At 46.6% G+C, this 18,220-nt stretch carries 10 protein-coding genes and 1 pseudogene; all 11 read left to right on the forward strand.

Annotated features, from left to right (window positions below):
• The first annotated feature begins 16 nt into the window (after positions 1 to 16).
• Complete coding sequence (locus KZ793_RS12110) at positions 17 to 1,288, forward strand: phenylacetate--CoA ligase family protein (protein WP_225815577.1); 1,272 nt, start codon at positions 17 to 19, stop codon at positions 1,286 to 1,288.
• A complete protein-coding gene (locus KZ793_RS12115) occupies positions 1,285 to 2,208 on the forward strand; it encodes a GNAT family N-acetyltransferase (RefSeq protein ID WP_225815578.1) in 924 nt (307 codons plus the stop codon). The genes KZ793_RS12110 and KZ793_RS12115 overlap by 4 nt, the downstream gene beginning before the upstream one ends.
• A gap of 342 nt (positions 2,209 to 2,550) precedes the next feature.
• Entirely contained in the window at positions 2,551 to 4,224 is a 1,674-nt protein-coding gene (locus KZ793_RS12120; protein WP_225815579.1) for an S-type pyocin domain-containing protein, read from the forward strand.
• The gene (locus KZ793_RS12125) at positions 4,221 to 4,688 is read left to right on the forward strand and encodes a DUF6392 family protein (RefSeq protein ID WP_225815580.1); all 468 of its coding nucleotides are present in this window, start codon (positions 4,221 to 4,223) and stop codon (positions 4,686 to 4,688) included. Before KZ793_RS12120 ends, KZ793_RS12125 begins: the two co-directional genes overlap by 4 nt.
• Before the next feature lie 108 nt (positions 4,689 to 4,796).
• Positions 4,797 to 4,889 (forward strand): annotated as a pseudogene (locus KZ793_RS12130) (DUF6392 family protein); the annotation flags it as partial.
• 69 nt (positions 4,890 to 4,958) lie between these two features.
• Positions 4,959 to 5,492, forward strand: a complete 534-nt coding sequence (abiEi, locus tag KZ793_RS12135) for a type IV toxin-antitoxin system AbiEi family antitoxin (RefSeq protein WP_225815581.1) — start codon at positions 4,959 to 4,961, stop codon at positions 5,490 to 5,492.
• Positions 5,485 to 5,640: a hypothetical protein gene (locus KZ793_RS12140; protein WP_225815582.1), complete on the forward strand. Its 156-nt coding sequence runs from the start codon at positions 5,485 to 5,487 to the stop codon at positions 5,638 to 5,640. Before abiEi ends, KZ793_RS12140 begins: the two co-directional genes overlap by 8 nt.
• A 537-nt stretch (positions 5,641 to 6,177) precedes the next feature.
• Positions 6,178 to 9,075, forward strand: a complete 2,898-nt coding sequence (tccA, locus tag KZ793_RS12145) for an insecticidal toxin complex protein TccA (RefSeq protein ID WP_225815583.1) — start codon at positions 6,178 to 6,180, stop codon at positions 9,073 to 9,075.
• A gap of 96 nt (positions 9,076 to 9,171) precedes the next feature.
• Positions 9,172 to 13,887 (forward strand): insecticidal toxin complex protein TccB, encoded by a 4,716-nt coding sequence (tccB, locus tag KZ793_RS12150; RefSeq protein ID WP_225815584.1) that lies wholly within the window; start codon positions 9,172 to 9,174, stop codon positions 13,885 to 13,887.
• Positions 13,888 to 14,021: 134 nt separating this feature from the next.
• Positions 14,022 to 17,153: an insecticidal toxin complex protein TccC gene (tccC, locus tag KZ793_RS12155; protein ID WP_225815585.1), complete on the forward strand. Its 3,132-nt coding sequence runs from the start codon at positions 14,022 to 14,024 to the stop codon at positions 17,151 to 17,153.
• A 55-nt stretch (positions 17,154 to 17,208) separates the two neighbouring features.
• Positions 17,209 to 17,502 carry a DUF6137 domain-containing protein gene (locus KZ793_RS12160; RefSeq protein WP_225815586.1) on the forward strand — a complete coding sequence of 98 codons (294 nt, stop codon included), beginning with the start codon at positions 17,209 to 17,211 and terminating at the stop codon, positions 17,500 to 17,502.
• The last annotated feature ends 718 nt before the right edge of the window (positions 17,503 to 18,220 follow it).

Consider the following 18,220-nt stretch of genomic DNA (forward strand, 5'->3'; position numbering starts at 1 on the left):
ACTTTTTGGGTAAATCATGACACTATCATTACACGATTTGGTTGAGTACGCCCGCAATCATGCTCCTTTTTTTAAAGATCTTTATCGTGATCTGCCTCGATCTGGTTGGACGTTAACTGATCTGCCATTGATCAATTCTGCTGACTATTGGCAGCAATCGCAATCGCTGGAAAATTGGCCGGTATTAACCGGCCCTGTCAATGGTGGTCATGTTTTTAAAACCGGTGGCTCTACCAGTGATGGTCGATTGTCGGTATTCAGTTGTAGCGAATGGCGTGCTTTTGTACGCGCATTTGGTCAAGGGCTTGCACAGCAATTACAGCCTGGTGACCACGTTGCTAATCTGTTTGTGGCGGGTGATTTGTATACCAGTTTATTGTTTATTCACGGTGCCTTGTCCTATTCACCGGTGCCGGTGGTGGAGTATCCATTTACCTGGACAATTGATGATCGGGTACTGGCGGATGCGATTGTTAGCTTGAGGATTAATGTTCTGGCCGGGGTAACGGTGCAACTATTACGTTTTGCCAGTACCTTGCAGCAGTGCGGCCAGTCTATACCCGGCATTGATCGTCTGTTGTACGGCGGTGAAAGCCTGTTTCCAGAGCAATTGACACTGTTGAGTCGCGTATTTCCTAATGCGCGTATTGGTTCAGTTGGTTGTGCCAGCGTTGATGCGGGTCTCATTGGGGCAGCGTCTCCCGATTGTTGTTACGGCGAACATCGGGTTTTTGATACGGATACCATTGTCGAAATTATTGATGAATCCAATGGTCAGCCGATTACCGTGCCTGGACAAAATGGCCTATTGGTTGTGACCAACTTGCAACGGCGTCTGATGCCGGTTATCCGCTATCCTACCGGTGACATGGCCTGTTGGTGTGAAGCGCCAGGGCAGCCGCGCCGCAAGTTCGCTTTGCAGGGGCGAGCGGGCAGTGCTCACCGAGTTCGAGTATGCTCACTGTCCATTTTTCCTGACCATATTGCGCGTTTACTGCAACAGCAAGAGGGCATACTGGCTTGGCAGTTATTGCTGAGCCGTCAGGGTGGCATAGATAGGATAGAACTATTGTTAGCTGGCGATTCATCACTGGCGCCATCTACAACATCAGTACACCAGGCATTGTTGGTGGCACAACCCGCTATGGCAAAGTTATGTGATCAGGGGTTACTGCATGTGGAGGTCACTTACTGTGCTTTGGAAAATATGGTCACTCATCCACGCTCCGGTAAATTGATGCGGGTAGTTGATCATCGTGGTTATGGTGCTGAAGAGAAGGCAGCATGAGGATGAATTCAGGAATACCATTAATTCGATTATTCCGGGCAGAGGATGCTACCGGTGTTAGTGCGTTATTTCGGGCGGTTTATGGTGAAGATTATGTCTACCCGGAAGTCTATTTACCTACCATGCTTGGCCGCTATAACGCGGCAAAACAGTGGTATTCCGCTGTTGCGGTACAGGATGGACAAGTGTTGGGGCATGCGGCACTGTGGCGGGATGAACGTTGTCCATTAAGCGCTGAACTGGCGTTGATTGCGGTACACCCACAGGCACGTGGGCAGGGTATTGCCACTGTATTGGGTCGATATTTGTGTGATCAGGCTAAGAAAATGGGGCTAAGTATACTCACGATTAAGCAAGTATCGTCACATAACCACAGCCAGCGTCTGGCTCAAAATCTGGGTTTTCACACCACGGGTTTGCTGCCGGACTATGTAACATCACCATTTGATCAGGCACGACCGGAAAGCATCGTACTGGGTTGTTTGCCTTTGCAAAGCTGGCCGTTTCCAGAGTTACATTGGCCTTCCGGTTGGCAAGGGTGGTTGACATCGGTGACTCAAGTGTTTGGTCAAGAACCTCTGCAACCGGAGGAGTTGGCTGATGCGGATATCCGTATAACCAATCATGGATGCCGGCTGGAAGTGTGGATAGAAAAGCAGACAACCGAACGGGTAAAAGAGGTGGCGGAGTTACCGGCACATAAACTGGTATATGTGAAACTGCCGGTAGGGGAAGGGACGCTTCAGGCAATGGAAATCTTGCAGCAGGCGGGATTTGCCTGTACCGGGTTTGTGCCGGGTCATCATCACCATTGGGAAGCTTTATTGGTTCGGGGACATAGTAGGAAAGAGTTGACCTTAGATTGTCAGTTTGCTCGTCGTTTGCACCAGCAAAGCATGTTTGCTTGTGCAGGCGCATAGCCCTTGCCATTGTCAGAGGTAATCTAGTAAAGCCCATCAAAGCCTGAATAGTTTTGCAGATTATTGACAAAGTGTTGGTCTTTTGGTCAGCACTTTGAACGGATATTCAATTTATTCGTGATGCCCACCTTTGCTGCAAAATTGTATCCAACTTGTTATAAAACATGATGAATTACAGGCATTAATCAACCACATTTCTCTAAATTTCAGAATATTCCTATATATTTTTAAGTGAAATTCATTGCACTATTGAACACTTATTAATCCATAAGTGGCAATAACATGATGATGATTTTAATTAGAGCCACTCTTCATACGGTGAATCAATGGAGATGTGAATAGATGGCAATAGGGTATTTCCTGCTCGTAGGTGACAAAACAACCTGTGGCGGCCAGATTATTACTGGTGACCACACCATGACATTTGATGGACGGGCAACCGCTCGTGAAGGGGATAAGGTTACCTGTGGTAAACATCCCGGTACTTATATCATTGTCGGTGGTGTATCCGATGTGTTTGACATGGGGCGTAAGCTGGCTGGCACGCTGGATAGTGTCAGTACTTGCCCCTGTCGGGCCCGATTTATTAATTCTGAGATGGACAGCTATGAAAAGCAGGATAAGGCTGCTGACCGAGTTGTCGCTCCTGCGAATATAGTGATGCAGCGTTTCTCCTCGCCGACAAAGGAAGCGGGTGGTATTCAGCCAAAGCCGCCTGTAACGCCGACACCTCCGCCGCCGATACCGGTATTTACGAAGTCCTGTCAGCGGGGTAAAGGGTGTACCGATGCTGGAACTGAGGCTGAACCCGCAGATAACTTCGGCAGAATGGCGATATATCAGGTTCCGTCATCTCCTGCTCCTGCCACGCAGCAAAAACCAGAACAGCCTCCACAGGGCAAGCAACACCCGCCAGAACCGGATAAGCCGCGGGATAAAAAATTACCGTGGTATAAGCGGTGGTTTCGTAGTGGAAAAGATAATGCCGAAGCGGCTGCTACCGCTGTGGCCGCCACTGCCCGTAGCGCGGTAGCGGATGGCGAGACGCTGGCGATGCGTTACATTGGTGGTGGCGCTATCAGTGCTGGACGCTGGCTGGCAGCACCGAATCCGGTAACGGTTGGGTTAATGGGGCTGTTTTATTCACCCTCTTTGAATCAGGGTGAGGAGGATTACTTAGATCCGCATCGCTTGAGACAGATAGCGGAACAGTACGGTAAAGCGCCAACTCGAGTACGTTTTCGCTGGATCAGAGATGAAAAAAGCGGCAGGATGACGGTTCAGGGATATCATGTCAGCCCGGAAGGCGGTTTGGATAAAGTGCCGGTTCGCATGATGACGCTGAATCGGACCACGGGTAATTACGAATTCTGGGAACCGGGAGAAACCCGGCCGACAATTTTATGGACGCCGAACGAGCAGGAGTTTCAGGTTCCGGCGCATACCGGGAATGAAGAACAGCCGTTTATTCCGTCGCAAATAACTGTGTTGCCGATCCCGGATAAAGTAGGCAGTGATATTGAATCGTTGCCGATGCCGGAAGAGAAGGATTTCCGCGATTATATTCTGGTATTCCCCATTCCGAATATGCCGCCGGTGTATGTGTATTTGAGTAAACCGCCGGTGAAATTATTTGAAGTGGATTTGTATAGAAACTTTGCGGGCAGGCTAAGAAATGGAACACATGCGGATCATATGCCTTCGGCTGCTGCGATTCAGGCTAATTTAATGAAGTTATATCCAAATATATCACCTGCTGAATTAAATGAAGCAACTAAGGATGCTGCTACTATTATTATTCCGGCAGAGGTACATCAGAAAATCAGTGCCACATATGGAGGTCGAAATACTCCCGCTCAAATAGAGCAGGATTCAAAGGATTTACGGGCAGCTGTTGATAGAGACTTTGATACGATAACTCCAGCATTGAAGGATTATGGTGCAACAGAAGTACAGCTTAAAGATGCTCGGGCCAAAATGCACAAACTTAATGAAGAACAGGGGTTATACAAATGACAATTAATATAGAGGCATTAATAAATAGTCTGGGAAAATCTTATCAGGAAATTTTTGATGAAGGATTAATCCCTTATAAAACGAAACCAACAGGATATCCTGGAGCTTCGTTCATTGCTCTGAATATGGCTAAAGAGGGTATGCATTTAGCTTTTAAAAGAGATGGTAAGATTTTATTTGCTGTAGAGCTTTTTCTGCTTGATAAGAAGAGGCCTTTATATCAATTTCCTAATGAATTACCTTCTCCCTTGAAGCCTTTGATGTCTAGGGAATGGGTTCATGAGCAGTTTGGTAGTCCTGAAAAGGCTCTTCCGCCGAGAAAATTTCTCAAGAAAGACGTTGGCTGGACGGAACTGTATACGCTATTGGATTTTCGGATACCAACTAGTATGCAGGTTGATTATGACCTGTTTGAGCGTGTTGATTCTGTAATGTTTTTACCTACCTCAGAAGTGCGTTGGTAATCAACAATAGATGGACGGTTATCTTTGAACGTCAATTCATTTGCAAGCAGCTTGGAAAATTAAATTTCAGATGAATTGGCTAAATCAAGAACGGAGGTTATATAAATAATGACTATCAACGTTGAAGCCCTAATTAATAGTTTGGGGAAAACTTATCAGGAAATTTTTGATAAAGGATCTATCCCTTATAAAACCAAACCAGTTCTGTCTTCACTGATTTATGTTCACACATAACACCCATTAAAGGGGGTTTAATGTGGAGATGGAGAATTGGATAAGGTCACTGCAATTAAAACATTAGACGAATTCGGTAAGATGGGTAAAAACATCTTTCTTTTGCGGGATTTGGAAGTCATTTTTGCTGATGAAACATTACGAACATTGAAGAAATCCATTGACCGTCTTATCAAAGCTGGGTTATTGGTGCGCATCACCAAAGGGATTTATGCAAATGCTCGCGCGAGCTTGGGAGCGTATCCGCTGGAAAGTATTGCAATCAATATCAGGCGTGGAGAATACAACTACATCAGCCTTGAGTCTGCACTGTCCCAATATGGAGTTATCTCGCAAATCCCTATCGATAGACTCACAATCATGTCAACAGGCAGATCAGGGGAGTTTGAAACGCCCTGGGGTGTCATTGAGATTACGCACACGAACAGGAAGCCAAGCGAAATTCTGAAAGGAACACTGGAAAGCCGGGGGCCGATGCGTATCGCCAAAAAAGAAACAGCTCTTCGTGATTTAAAGCGAGTAGGCAGAAATACACACCTGATCCAACAGGAGGAATTGGAATATGCCTGATAAAGCTGATTTTAATATTATTGTCGATGAAATCGTTACTCAGGACGGGCTTGCCAACATTAGGCCCGTAGTTGAGAAAGAACTGCTCATTACAGTGCAAAAAGGGTTGTATGCAAAGGAAAACAACGACACTCCTTTTAAGATGTAAGGATTTTGGGCATAAAAAGGTCAGTTACAGCTCTGGCTGAGCTTGTAATTTGATTTATTCACTTCTCATTTCCTTTCAGTAAACTATATTGTTTAAAAAAATAATGAATATACACCAAGAATATTCATCACATTGATATAAAAGACTATTATCCTGCCATTATCTCCGTCATGCATTAATATTCCGGCACACTGGTATTACCTTATTCAAAGTGTGATCTCGCGAACTATTATTGATTATTTTGTGAATCAATCATCAATATAAGTAAATATTCACCCTGCATACTTACTCTAAATAATTATATAAAAGGTAAAGTTATTTTATTGTCTGTATCTTGTTTTTTAATGTAAGCAAGTTTTGTGATTTATTATATTTTTCCTCACACATCGTCACTGTATGTGACGTCTTTAGAGGGAAGTGACCTGATGTTCTAAAGGCGTGTGTTTGTTCTGGTACCTTTCTTACATATAACGACGGTGATTATTTGTTTGCACGAAAAAACTGTTTCTCATGATAAGCCTCAATTCAGGAGTCCGTATGAATCAACTTGTCAGTCCCCTGATTTCTCGCACCGAAGAGATCTATAACCTACCCGGTAAATTGACTAACCTTGGTTATGCCTCAGTGTTTGATGTGGTACGTATACCGCGTGAGCGTTTTATTCGTGAGCATCGTGCTGCTCTAGGGCGCAATGCTGAAAAAATGTATGATCTGGCGGTGGGCTATGCCCATCAGGTGTTACACCATTTTCGCCGCAATCCTCTTAGCCTGGCAGTTCAAGTTAGCCTGAGAAGCCCGTTCTCCGTATCAGGTCCAGATTATGCTAAACAGTTTTTGGATGCGAATACCGGCTGGAAAGATAAAGCACCCAACGGGTCACCAGAAGCCAACGATGCGCCGGTAGCCTATTTGACACACATTTATCAACTGGCCCTTGAACAGGAAAAGAATGGCGCCAGTGCCATTATGAATACGCTGGCGGAACGTCGTCCCGATTTGAGCGCTTTGTTAATTAATGATAAAGCGATCAATGAAGTTGTACCGCAATTGCAGTTGGTTAATGAAATTCTATCCAAGGCCATTCAGAAGAAACTGAATCTGACTGATCTGGAAGCAGTAAACACCAAACTTTTCACCACCCGTTACCCGAATAGCCTGCCATATCATTATGGTCACCAGCAGATTCAGACAGCTCAGTCAATATTGGGTACCACGTTGCAAGATATCACCCTGCCACAGATGCTGGATCTGCCGCAAAACTTCTGGACAACAGCAAAAGGAAAATTGAGCGATACGACTGCCAGTGCTTTGACCCGACTGCAAATCATGGCGAGTCAGCTTTCGCCAGAGCAGCAGAAAATCATTACGGAGACCGTTGGTCAGGATTTCTATCAGCTAAATTATGGTGACAGTTCGCTTACGAAGAACAGTTTCAGCGATATGACCATACTGACTGGCCGAACAAATTTGACTGTGCCTCAGGTAGAACTGATGTTGAGCTCAACTGTTGGGGGTTCTACGGTGGTTAAGTCTGGTAATGTCAGTTCTGGTGACACGACTGCGACGCCATTTGCTTACGGTGCCCGCTTTATTCATGCTGGTAAGCCAAAGGCGATTACCCTGAGTCGCAGTGGAGCAGAGGTGCATTTTGCTCTGACGGTTAACAATCTGACAGATGACAAGCTGGCTCGTATTAACTGCATGGTGCGCCTGCAAAAATGGTTGAATCTGCCCTATGAGGATATTGATCTGTTGGTGACTTCTGCTATGGATGCGGAAGCAGGAAATAGTGCGCTGTTGATGAACGACAATACGCTGCGTATGTTGGGGGTGTTCAAGCATTATCAGACAAAATACGGTGTTAGCGCCAAACAATTTGCTGGCTGGCTGCGCGTGGTGACCCCGTTTGCTATTACACCGGCAACCCCGTTCTTAGATCAGGTGTTTAACTCCGTCGGTACCTTTGACACACCGTTTGTGATAGATAATCAGGATTTTGTCTATACATTGACCATAGGAGGAGATGGTGCGCGTGTTAAGCATATCAGCACTGCACTGGGCCTTAATCATCGTCAGTTCCTGTTATTGGCGGATAATATTGCCCGTCAACAGGGGAATATCACGCAAAGTACACTCAACTGTAATCTGTTTGTGGTGTCAGCTTTCTACCGTCTGGCTAATCTGGCGCGCACATTGGAGATAAATCCAGAAGCTTTCTGTACTTTGGCTGATCGATTAGATGCAGGCACAGGAATTGTCTGGCAGCAACTGGCAGGAAAACCGACGATCACGGTACCGCAAAAAGATTCCCCGCTGGCGGCGGATATCTTGAGTTTGTTGCAAGCGTTAAGTGCGATCGCTCAATGGCAACAACAGCACGATTTATCCGTTGAAACCTTACTTTTACTGTTGAGTAGCAATTCTACCTTTACCGGTCAGGGCACTGACAATCAATTGAATTTTATCCGTCAGGTGTGGCAGAACCTGAGCAGTACGTTTGTGGATGCAACATTGTTATCCCGTAGTGGTGCGCCATTAGTTGATACCAGCGGTCACGTCATTGACTGGTTTGCTCTGCTCTCGGCAGGTAATTGCCCGCTTATCGATAAGGTTGGTCTGGTGACCGATGCCGGCATGGAAAGTGTCATGGCAACTGTGGTCAATGTACAAAGTTTGTCTGATGCAGATAAGAAGCTGGCAATCACTACTCTGACGAATACGCTGAATCAAGCACAGCAAACTCAGCAAGGTGTCGCTGCCAGTTTATTGGCGCAGACCCTGAACGTGAGTCAGTCGTTGCCCGCATTGCTGCTGCGTTGGAGTGGAAAAACTGTCTATCAGTGGCTTAGTGCGACTTGGGCATTGAAGGATACCGTTAAGACCGCAGCTGATATTCCTGCTGACTATCTAAATCAATTACGTGAAGTGGTACGCCGTTCCTTGTTAACTCAACAATTCACTTTGAGTCCTGCAATGGTGCAAACCTTGCTGGGTTATCCAGCCTATTTTGGCGCTTCCGCAGAAACGGTAACCGATATCAGTTTGTGGATGCTCTATACCTTAAGCCGTTACAGCGATCTGCTGCTCTTGGTGGGTAAAGCTGGTGGTACGGAAGATGATGTGTTGGCCTACTTACGCACAGCTAATGCTGCCACATCGTTGAGTCAGGCTGATGCGGCACAAACGTTGGCAACGCTACTGGGTTGGGAGGCTAACGAGCTGCAAGCCGCTTGGACAGTATTGGATGGGATTGCCAAAACCACACCGCAACTGGATACGCTTCTGCGTCTGCAACAGGCACAAAACCAGACTGGTCTTGGCGTTACACAGCAACAGCAAGGCTATGTTCTGAGCCGTGACAGTGATTATACCCTTTGGCAAAGCACCGGTCAGGCGCTGGTGGCCGGTGTATCCCATGTCAAGGGTAGTAATTGAGCATGGCGGAAGCTCACTACCTGAGTGGATTTGATTTTTCCGTATGGTCCCATGAGGCTGTTTTTAAACCGCCATTTAAGTAAGGCAGGTGTAATTATGTTATCGACAATGGAAAAGCAACTGAATGAATCCCAGCGTGATGCGTTGGTGACCGGCTATATGAATTTTGTGGTGCCGACGCTGAAAGGCGTCGAGGGTCAGCCAGTGACGGTGGAAGATTTGTACGAATACTTGTTGATTGATCCAGAAGTGGCTGATGAGGTTGAGACCAGCCGAGTAGCTCAAGCGATTGCCAGCATACAACAATATATGACTCGTCTGGTCAACGGCTCTGAACCCGGACGTCAGGCGATGGAATCCTCTACCGCTAACGAATGGCGTGATAGTGATAGCCAATATGCTATCTGGGCTGCGGGTGCCGAGGTTCGAAATTACGCTGAAAACTATATTTCTCCCATTACCCGGCAGGAAAAAAGCCATTATTTCTCGAAGCTGGAGACCATGTTAAACCAGAACCAATTGGACCCGGACCGGGTGCAGGATGCTGTTCTGGGGTATCTCAATGAATTTGAGGCAGTGAGTAATCTGTATGTGCTCAGTGGTTATATTAATCAAGATAAATTTGAACAGGCCATTTACTATTTTATCGGCCGTACCACCACCAAACCATATCGGTACTACTGGCGCCAGATGGATCTGAGTAAAAATCGTCAAGATCCGGCGGGAAATCCGGTGACGCCAAATTGTTGGAATGATTGGCAGGAAATCACCTTGCCGCTGTCTGGTGATACGGTGCTGGAACATACGGTTCGCCCGGTATTTTATAACGACCGACTATATGTGGCTTGGGTTGAACGTGACCCGGCAGTGCAAAAGGATGCTGACGGGAAAGATATCGGTAAGACCCATGCTTACAGCATAAAGTTTGGCTATAAACGCTATGATGATACCTGGACAGCACCGAATACTACCACGCTGATGACGCAGCAAGCAGAGGAAAGTTCAGAAACACAGCGATCCTACCTGCTGATTGATGAATCGAATACTACACTGCGGCAGGTCAATCTGCTGGCTACCACCGATTTTAGTATTGATCCGACGGAGGAAACTGACAGTAATCCGTATGGTCGCCTGATGTTGGGGGTATTTGTGCGTAATTTTACGGGGACTCCACATCAAAACAGTCCTGCTGTGTATGGTTACTTGTATTGTGACTCAGCCTTCAATCGCCATATTCTCAGGCCCTTGAGTAAGAATTTTTTGTTCAGTACTTACCGTGATGAAACAAATGATCAGAACTGCCTGCAATTTGCGGTATACGATAAAAAGTATGTGGTCACTAAAGTTGTTACAGGTTCTACAGAAGATCCCGAAAACACGGGTTGGGTAGGTAAAGTTGATGACTTAAAACAGGATACCACAGGCGCTTATGTGTATATTGATCAAGATGGTTTGACACTCCATATCCAAACTACGACTAATGGGGATTTTATTAACCGCCATGCATTTAGTAATTCTGACAGAGAAAACAATTCTACGTCTGGCTATGGTTTCACGTGGCAAAAGGATGAAAGTTTTTATCTGGATTACCATGATGGAGATTATTATACCTTTCATAATGCAGCAATAAATTATTATCCTGCCGGATATGGTGGAGGATCTGTTCCTAATGGAAAGTGGGATCTATTTCAGCTGATGAGTGATGGTCTTATATCTAGTGAATGGAGTGGTGCAACCCTGCTTTGTGATTATCAATCCGTGACTGTGATGGATAACTATATTGCTTGGAAAGGAGATACACCGGACAGTTATTACCTGCCTATCCCAGACGGTGCACGGTGGTGCGATGGGGTTGGTGCAATAAATAAAGCTATCGGAATTGATACATTTAAAGCTGCATTTGGAACTATATTCTCATCATCTTGGCCGGTACTAACCAGTATCAAAAACTTCAGTAAAATCGCCGATAACCGTAAATTCTCTCAGGAAATCAATGTTGACACTGCGGATGGCCGCAATCTGTTCAGACACTATGGTAGACAAATATTCGAACTCTCCAGCAGCGCAACTTACTCTACAACTCATACCTTGTCCGAAGCGGATTTCTCCACCGATCCGGATAAAAACTACCTACAAGTTTGTTTGAGCGTTGTATGGGATCATTATGACCGCCCGTCAGGGAAAAAAGGGGCTTATTCTTGGGTTAGTAAGTGGTTCAATGTGTATATCGCATTGCAGGATAGCAAAGCACCTGATGCCATTCCTCGATTGATTTCCCGTTACGATAGTAAACGTGGTTTGGTGCAGTATCTGGATTTTTTGACCTCATCATTACCTGCGAAAACCCGTCTTAACACTACTTTTGTGCGTACTTTGATTGAGAAAGCCAATTTAGGGCTGGATAGTTTGCTGGATTACACCTTGCAGGCAGATACTTCCTTGGAAGCAGATTTGGTTACCGATGGCAAAAGTGAGTCAATGGACTTTAACGGTTCAAATGGTCTCTATTTCTGGGAATTGTTCTTTCATCTGCCGTTTCTGGTTGCTACGCGCTTTGCCAGCGAACAACAGTTTTCACCGGCTCAAAAGTTTCTGCATTATATCTTTGACCCAGCGATGAAAAACAAGCCACACAATGCCCCGGCTTACTGGAATGTACGTCCGTTAGTTGAAGGAAACAGCGATTTGTCACGTCATTTGGGCGATCCGATAGATCCGGATACTCAGGCTTATGCTCATCCGGTGATATACCAAAAAGCCGTGTTTATCGCCTATGTCAGTAACCTGATTGCTCAGGGAGACATGTGGTATCGCCAATTGACCCGTGATGGTTTGACTCAGGCCCGTGTCTATTACAATTTGGCTGCTGAATTGCTAGGGCCTCGGCCGGATGTGTCGCTGAGCAGCACCTGGACACCTCAAACCCTCAATACCTTGGCTGCCGGGCAGAAAACGGCTTTACGTGACTTTGAGCATCAGTTGGCTAACAGTGATACTGTTTTACCCGCATTGTCGGGCAATAATATTAGCCATTTGAAACTGGCAGATAATGGCTACTTTAGTGAACCGCTCAATGTCCTGATGTTGTCCCACTGGGATACGTTGGATGCTCGGTTATACAATCTGCGTCATAATCTGACCGTTGATGGTAAACCGCTTTCGCTGCCGCTGTATGCTGCGCCTGCTGATCCGGTAGCTCTGCTGGCTCAACGCGCTCAGTCCGGCACTTTGACGAATGGTGTCAGTGGCGCCATGTTGACGGTACCACCATACCGTTTCAGCGCTATGTTACCGCGAGCTTATAGCGCCGTGGGTACGCTGACTGGTTTTGGTCAGAACCTGCTTAGCCTGTTGGAACGTAGCGAACGGGCCGGTCAAGAGGAGTTGGCGCAACAGCAATTGTTGGATATGTCCAGCTATGCCATTACATTGCAACAACAGGCGTTGGATGGATTGGCGGCGGATCGTCTGGCGCTGCAAGCTAGTCAGGCGACGGTGCAACAGCGTCATGACCACTATTACACCTTGTATCAGAACAACATCTCCAGTGCGGAACAACTGGTGATGGACACTCAAACGTCAGCACAATCCCTGATTTCTTCTTCCACCGGCGTACAAACTGCCAGTGGGGCACTGAAAGTGCTCCCGAATATCTTTGGTTTTGCTGATGGTGGCTCGCGCTATGAGGGGGTAACAGAAGCGATTGCTATCGGGTTGATGGCCGCTGGGCAAGCCACCAACATAGTAGCCGATCGTCTGGCAACCACGGAGAATTACCGCCGTCGTCGTGAAGAGTGGCAAATTCAGTACCAGCAAGCACAGTCTGAGGTAGAAGCATTACAGAAACAGTTGGATGCGCTGGCGGTGCGAGAAAAAGCGGCTCAGACTTCCCTGCAACAGGCGAAGGCGCAGCAGGCGCAAATTCGGACCATGCTGACTTACCTGACTACCCGTTTTACCCAGGCGACTCTGTACCAGTGGCTGAGTGGTCAACTGGCAGCGCTGTACTACCAAGCGTATGACGCGGTGGTCTCTCTGTGTTTGTCCGCCCAGGCTTGTTGGCAGTATGAATTGGGGAATTACACGACCACTTTTATCCAGACCGGTACCTGGAATGACCATTATCGTGGTCTGCAAGTGGGGGAAACACTGCAACTTAACTTGCACCAGATGGAAGCAGCATATTTGGCTCGTCATAAGCGCCGTCTCAATGTGATACGCACTGTGTCGCTCAAAAGCTTATTGGGTGATGATGGCTTTGGTAAGTTAAAAAACGAGGGTAAAGTCGACTTTACATTAAGTGAAAAGCTGTTCGACAACGACTATCCGGGGCACTATTTGCGCCAGATTAAAACCGTGTCGGTGACATTGCCGACGCTGGTTGGGCCGTATCAGAACGTGAAGGCAACGCTCACCCAGACCAGCAGCAGTACGCTACTCACAGCAGATATCCGGGGTGTTAAATATCTTAATAATCCGGCAGATAAAGAGGGTGATGCGACGCATATTGTCACTAACTTGCGAGCCAGCCAGCAGGTGGCGCTCTCTTCTGGTCTGAATGATACGGGTAGTTTTGAGCTGCGTTTGGACGATGAGCGCTATCTATCGTTTGAGGGAACTGGGGCAGTTTCCAAATGGACGCTTACTTTCCCGCGTGCTGTAGATGAGCATATTGATGGCAACATATTGAAGGCGGATGACATGCAGGTGTCACTGTTGGTGAATATGGACGATGTACTGGTACAGGTACATTATACCGCCTGCGACGGCGGTGCCAGCTTCGCAAACCAAGTCAAGAGAACACTTTTTTAAATCAACTTTTAATTAATACCTCCCACTCTGTTCGCCAGAGTGGGAGAGAGTCTGGTCATACCTGAAATTAATTGTGCAATCTTTCTCCATTTCATTGGAAAGGAAGCTTTAAAACAAAACAAAAGGAATATGATATGAGTACATCTGATACTACTCTTTATACTCAAACCCCAGCAGTCAGCGTGTTAGATAATCGCGGTTTGTCCATTCGCGATATCGGTTTTCACCGTGTTGTGGTAAGGGGAGATACTGACACCCGCGTCACCCGTCACCAGTATGATGCTCGTGGACACCTGAACCATAGTATTGACCCACGTTTGTATGATGCAAAACAGACTAATAACTTGGTGAAGCCTAATTTTGTCTGGCAGCATGATCTGGCTGGTAATGCCCTGCGGGTAGAGAGTGTTGATGCTGGCCGTACTGTCACATTAAATGATATTGAAGGTCGTCCGGTAATGACGATTAATGCGACAGGTGTTTGTCAGTCTCATTGCTATGAAGGCAACACGTTGCCCGGTCGCTTATTATCTGTGAGTGAACAAGTTTCCGATCAGGAAACTTCTCAAGTGACAGAGCGCTTTATCTGGGCTGAGAATACCACAGCGGAGAAAGAGTATAACCTCTCCGGTCTGTGTATACGCCACTATGACACGGCGGGAGTGACCAGATTGATGAGTCAGTCATTGGCTGGCGTCATGTTATCCCAATCTCACCAATTGCTGGCCGAAGGGCAGGAGGCTAACTGGAGCGGTGACGACGAAACTGTCTGGCAGCGGATGTTGGCGAGTGAGGTTTATACGACACAAAGTACAACCAATGCCGTAGGGGCTTTACTGACCCAAACCGATGCGAAAGGCAATATCCAGCGTCTGGCTTATGACATTGCGGGTCAATTAAAAGGGAGTTGGTTAACCGTGAAAGGCCAGCGTGAACAGGTGATTGTTAAGTCCCTGAGCTGGTCAGCCGCAGGTCATAAGCTGCGTGAAGAGCACGGTAACAGCGTGATTACGGAGTATAGTTATGAACCGGAAACTCAACGTCTGATAGGTATCACCACCCGACGCGCCGGAGAGAGTCAATCAGGCGCGAGAGTATTGCAGGATCTACGCTATGAGTATGATCCGGTGGGGAATGTCATTAGTATCCATAATGATGCGGAAGCCACTCGCTTTTGGCGTAATCAGAAAGTGGAGCCTGAGAACCGCTATGTTTATGATTCTCTGTATCAGCTTATTAGTGCGACAGGGCGTGAAATGGCCAATATCGGCCAGCAAAGCAACCAACTTCCCTCACCCGTAATACCTGTTCCGGCCGACGACAGCACCTATACCAATTACCTTCGTATTTATGCTTATGACCGTGGCGGTAATTTGGTTCAAATCCGACACAGTTCACCCGCGACTCAAAATAGTTACACCACAGACATGACTGTTTCAAGCCGCAATAACCGGGTGGTATTGAGTACATTAACGACAGATCCAACCCAAGTGGATGCATTATTTGATTCTGGCGGTCATCAGAAAACGTTAATGCCAGGACAAAATCTGGATTGGAATATCCGTGGTGAATTGCAACGAGTAACACCGGTGAGCCGCGAAAATACCAGTGACAGCGAATGGTATCGTTATAGCAGTGATGGAATGAGGCTGCTAAAAGTGAGTGAACAGCAGACGGGTAACAGTATTCAGGTACAACGGGTGATTTATCTACCGGGATTAGAGCTACGCACAACTGGAGTTGCGGATAAAATAACCAAAAATTTGCAGGTGATTACGGTAGGTGAAGCGGGTCGTGCACAGGTAAGGGTATTGCACTGGGAAAGCGGTAAGCCGGCAGATATCAATAACGATCAGGTGCGCTACAGTTACGATAATCTTCTTGGCTCCAGCCAGCTTGAGCTGGATGGTGAAGGTCAGATTCTCAGTCAGGAAGAGTATTATCCGTATGGCGGCACTGCGGTATGGGCAGCGAAAAATCAGACAGAAGCCAGCTACAAATTTATTCGTTACTCCGGTAAAGAGCGGGATGCTACTGGGTTGTATTATTACGGCTACCGCTATTATCAGCCTTGGGTGGGCCGATGGTTGAGTGCTGATCCGGCGGGAACCGTGGATGGGCTGAATTTGTACCGGATGGTGAGGAATAACCCAATCACATTGACTGACCATGATGGATTAGCGCCGTCTCCGAACAGAAATCGGAATACATTTTGGTTTGCTTCATTTCTGTTTCGTAAACCTGATGAGGGGATGTCTGCGTCAATGAGACGGGGACAAAAAATTGGCAGAGCTATTGCCGGCGGGATTGCGATTGGCGGTCTTGCGGCTACTATTGCCGCTACGGCTGGAGCGGCTATTCCTGTCATTCTGGGGGTTGCGGCTGTAGGCGCAGGGATTGGCGCATTGATGGGATATAACGTGGGTAGTCTGTTGGAAAAAGGCGGGGCATTACTCGCTCGGCTCGTACAGGGAAAATCGACGTTAGTGCAGTCGGCGGCTGGCGCTGCCGCCGGTGCGGGTTCAGCTGCGGCTTATGGTGCGCGAGCACAAGGCGTTGGTGTTGCATCCGCCGCCGGGGCGGTAACGGGAGCGGTGGGATCATGGATAAATAATGCTGACCGTGGGATAGGTGGCGCTATTGGGGCCGGGAGTGCGGTAGGCACCATTGACACCATGTTGGGTACTTCCACCACCTTGACACATGAAATAGCGGCCGCCTCGGGTGGCGCGGCTGGTGGGATGATCACCGGTACACAAGGGAGTACCAGAGCAGGGATCCATGCTGGTATTGGCACCTATTATGGCTCTTGGGTTGGTTTTGGTTTAGATGTTGCCAGTAACCCCGCCGGACATTTAGCTAATTACGCAGTGGGTTATGCTGCTGGTTTGGGGGCGGAAATGGCTGTCAACAGAGTAATGGGGGGCGGATTTTTGAGTAGGCTCTTAGGCCGGGCTGTCAGCCCACACGTTGCAGGTTTAGCCAGACAATTAGTGCATTTCGGTGTCGCCAGACCTGTTTTTGAGCCTATCTTTAGTGTTCTCGGCGGGCTTGCTGGTGGCATTGGAACTGGCTTGCACAGAGTGATGGGAAGAGACAGTTGGATTTCCAGAGGGCTAAGTGCTATCGGCAGTGGTGTAGATAATATTGCTGGCATGATTGGTAATCAGATCAGAGGCCGGGTTCTGACCACAACAGGGATCGCCAATGCGATAGACTATGGAACCAGTGCGATAGGAGCCGCCCGACGGGTTATCTCTTTGTAGTAAACATCGTTGGAGATCTTCGCCCAGTATTGGGCGGAGATATCAGGCCGGATCAGTGAATTACATTCGGCAATTAATTATCAAAGTCGCCTGCGATACGACAGGCGATAGTGTAGAAGAATTAATCGGGTGCGGACGGCTGGAGATTCCTCCACGCGATGCGATTGAATTTATGGTACGACTGGAAGCACTGTTCGACTGTACCTTGGGATGGTTGCGATATGAGCCTTTGTCAATAGAGATCGATGAATTTTCGGCAATCGTGAACAATGCTCTTAACGCGCACGTATCGACTGCATCAACATTATTCTCACCCCAAGAACAGGTAAAACAGCATGAAAAATTCTGAAATCCAAAGCGTTGAGCTACCGTTGGAGAAGAATGCCCTGTTGCCTGATGAAAACAGCGACTTATTAGCAATGCCGCCGTAAGCCCTTGTATCTTGAAAATTGATTACTATATAAACATGATTAGGTTTGGCACTAAGTACGATTAAAAAGGCTGAAAAAATTTATGAGAATTATTGCATGAGCTTGTAAATAGATTTTGCCATTGCTTGTTTTTGATAGGTTCAATCATCTTATGGCAGGTGGATTTATGAACGAATAACCGTTGCAGGTATTGGCTACAATGAAGGGCCGACTATTAGCTTGACTAGGAATTTTGTATCGCCAGAGATTGCTCATAAAGCAGCCAATTGTGCACGAGCCCTAGAGTTTCATCAGGAAATTAGCATGTGTACCTCCTTAGTTTTCGTGTCTTAACAATGGTGGGGAAATGTGATCTGGTATTACTATTCCGTGAGTTTTTTAAAAATATATTATTGTTCAAATAATAACTTTTGTTATTATATTTATAATAATAATAACTTTATTTTTAGTATTATATGTTGTGTTTTGTGTTTTTTTTATTTGTTTTTGAATTTAAATTTCATTTTTTTTTGTTTACTAAAAAATGATATTGATGTTATTATGTCCTTAGTTAATATTTACATGAATTTATTTTTATAAGAGTTAATTATTAAAGAGTTTGTGTAAAAGTATATCACTATTTGGGAGGGTATTTAT

The organism is Photorhabdus antumapuensis (assembly GCF_020387775.1).
GTDB classification, from domain to species: Bacteria; Pseudomonadota; Gammaproteobacteria; order Enterobacterales; family Enterobacteriaceae; genus Photorhabdus; species Photorhabdus antumapuensis.

What these genes read in the sequence shown, in the direction of transcription:
- KZ793_RS12115 (WP_225815578.1), top strand. Translation starts at nt 1,285, where the DNA reads ATGAGGATGAATTCAGGAATACCATTAATTCGATTATTCCGGGCAGAG.
- tccA (WP_225815583.1), top strand. Translation starts at nt 6,178, where the DNA reads ATGAATCAACTTGTCAGTCCCCTGATTTCTCGCACCGAAGAGATCTAT.
- KZ793_RS12110 (WP_225815577.1), top strand. Translation starts at nt 17, where the DNA reads ATGACACTATCATTACACGATTTGGTTGAGTACGCCCGCAATCATGCT.
- KZ793_RS12140 (WP_225815582.1), top strand. Translation starts at nt 5,485, where the DNA reads ATGCCTGATAAAGCTGATTTTAATATTATTGTCGATGAAATCGTTACT.
- tccB (WP_225815584.1), top strand. Translation starts at nt 9,172, where the DNA reads ATGTTATCGACAATGGAAAAGCAACTGAATGAATCCCAGCGTGATGCG.
- tccC (WP_225815585.1), top strand. Translation starts at nt 14,022, where the DNA reads ATGAGTACATCTGATACTACTCTTTATACTCAAACCCCAGCAGTCAGC.
- KZ793_RS12120 (WP_225815579.1), top strand. Translation starts at nt 2,551, where the DNA reads ATGGCAATAGGGTATTTCCTGCTCGTAGGTGACAAAACAACCTGTGGC.
- KZ793_RS12125 (WP_225815580.1), top strand. Translation starts at nt 4,221, where the DNA reads ATGACAATTAATATAGAGGCATTAATAAATAGTCTGGGAAAATCTTAT.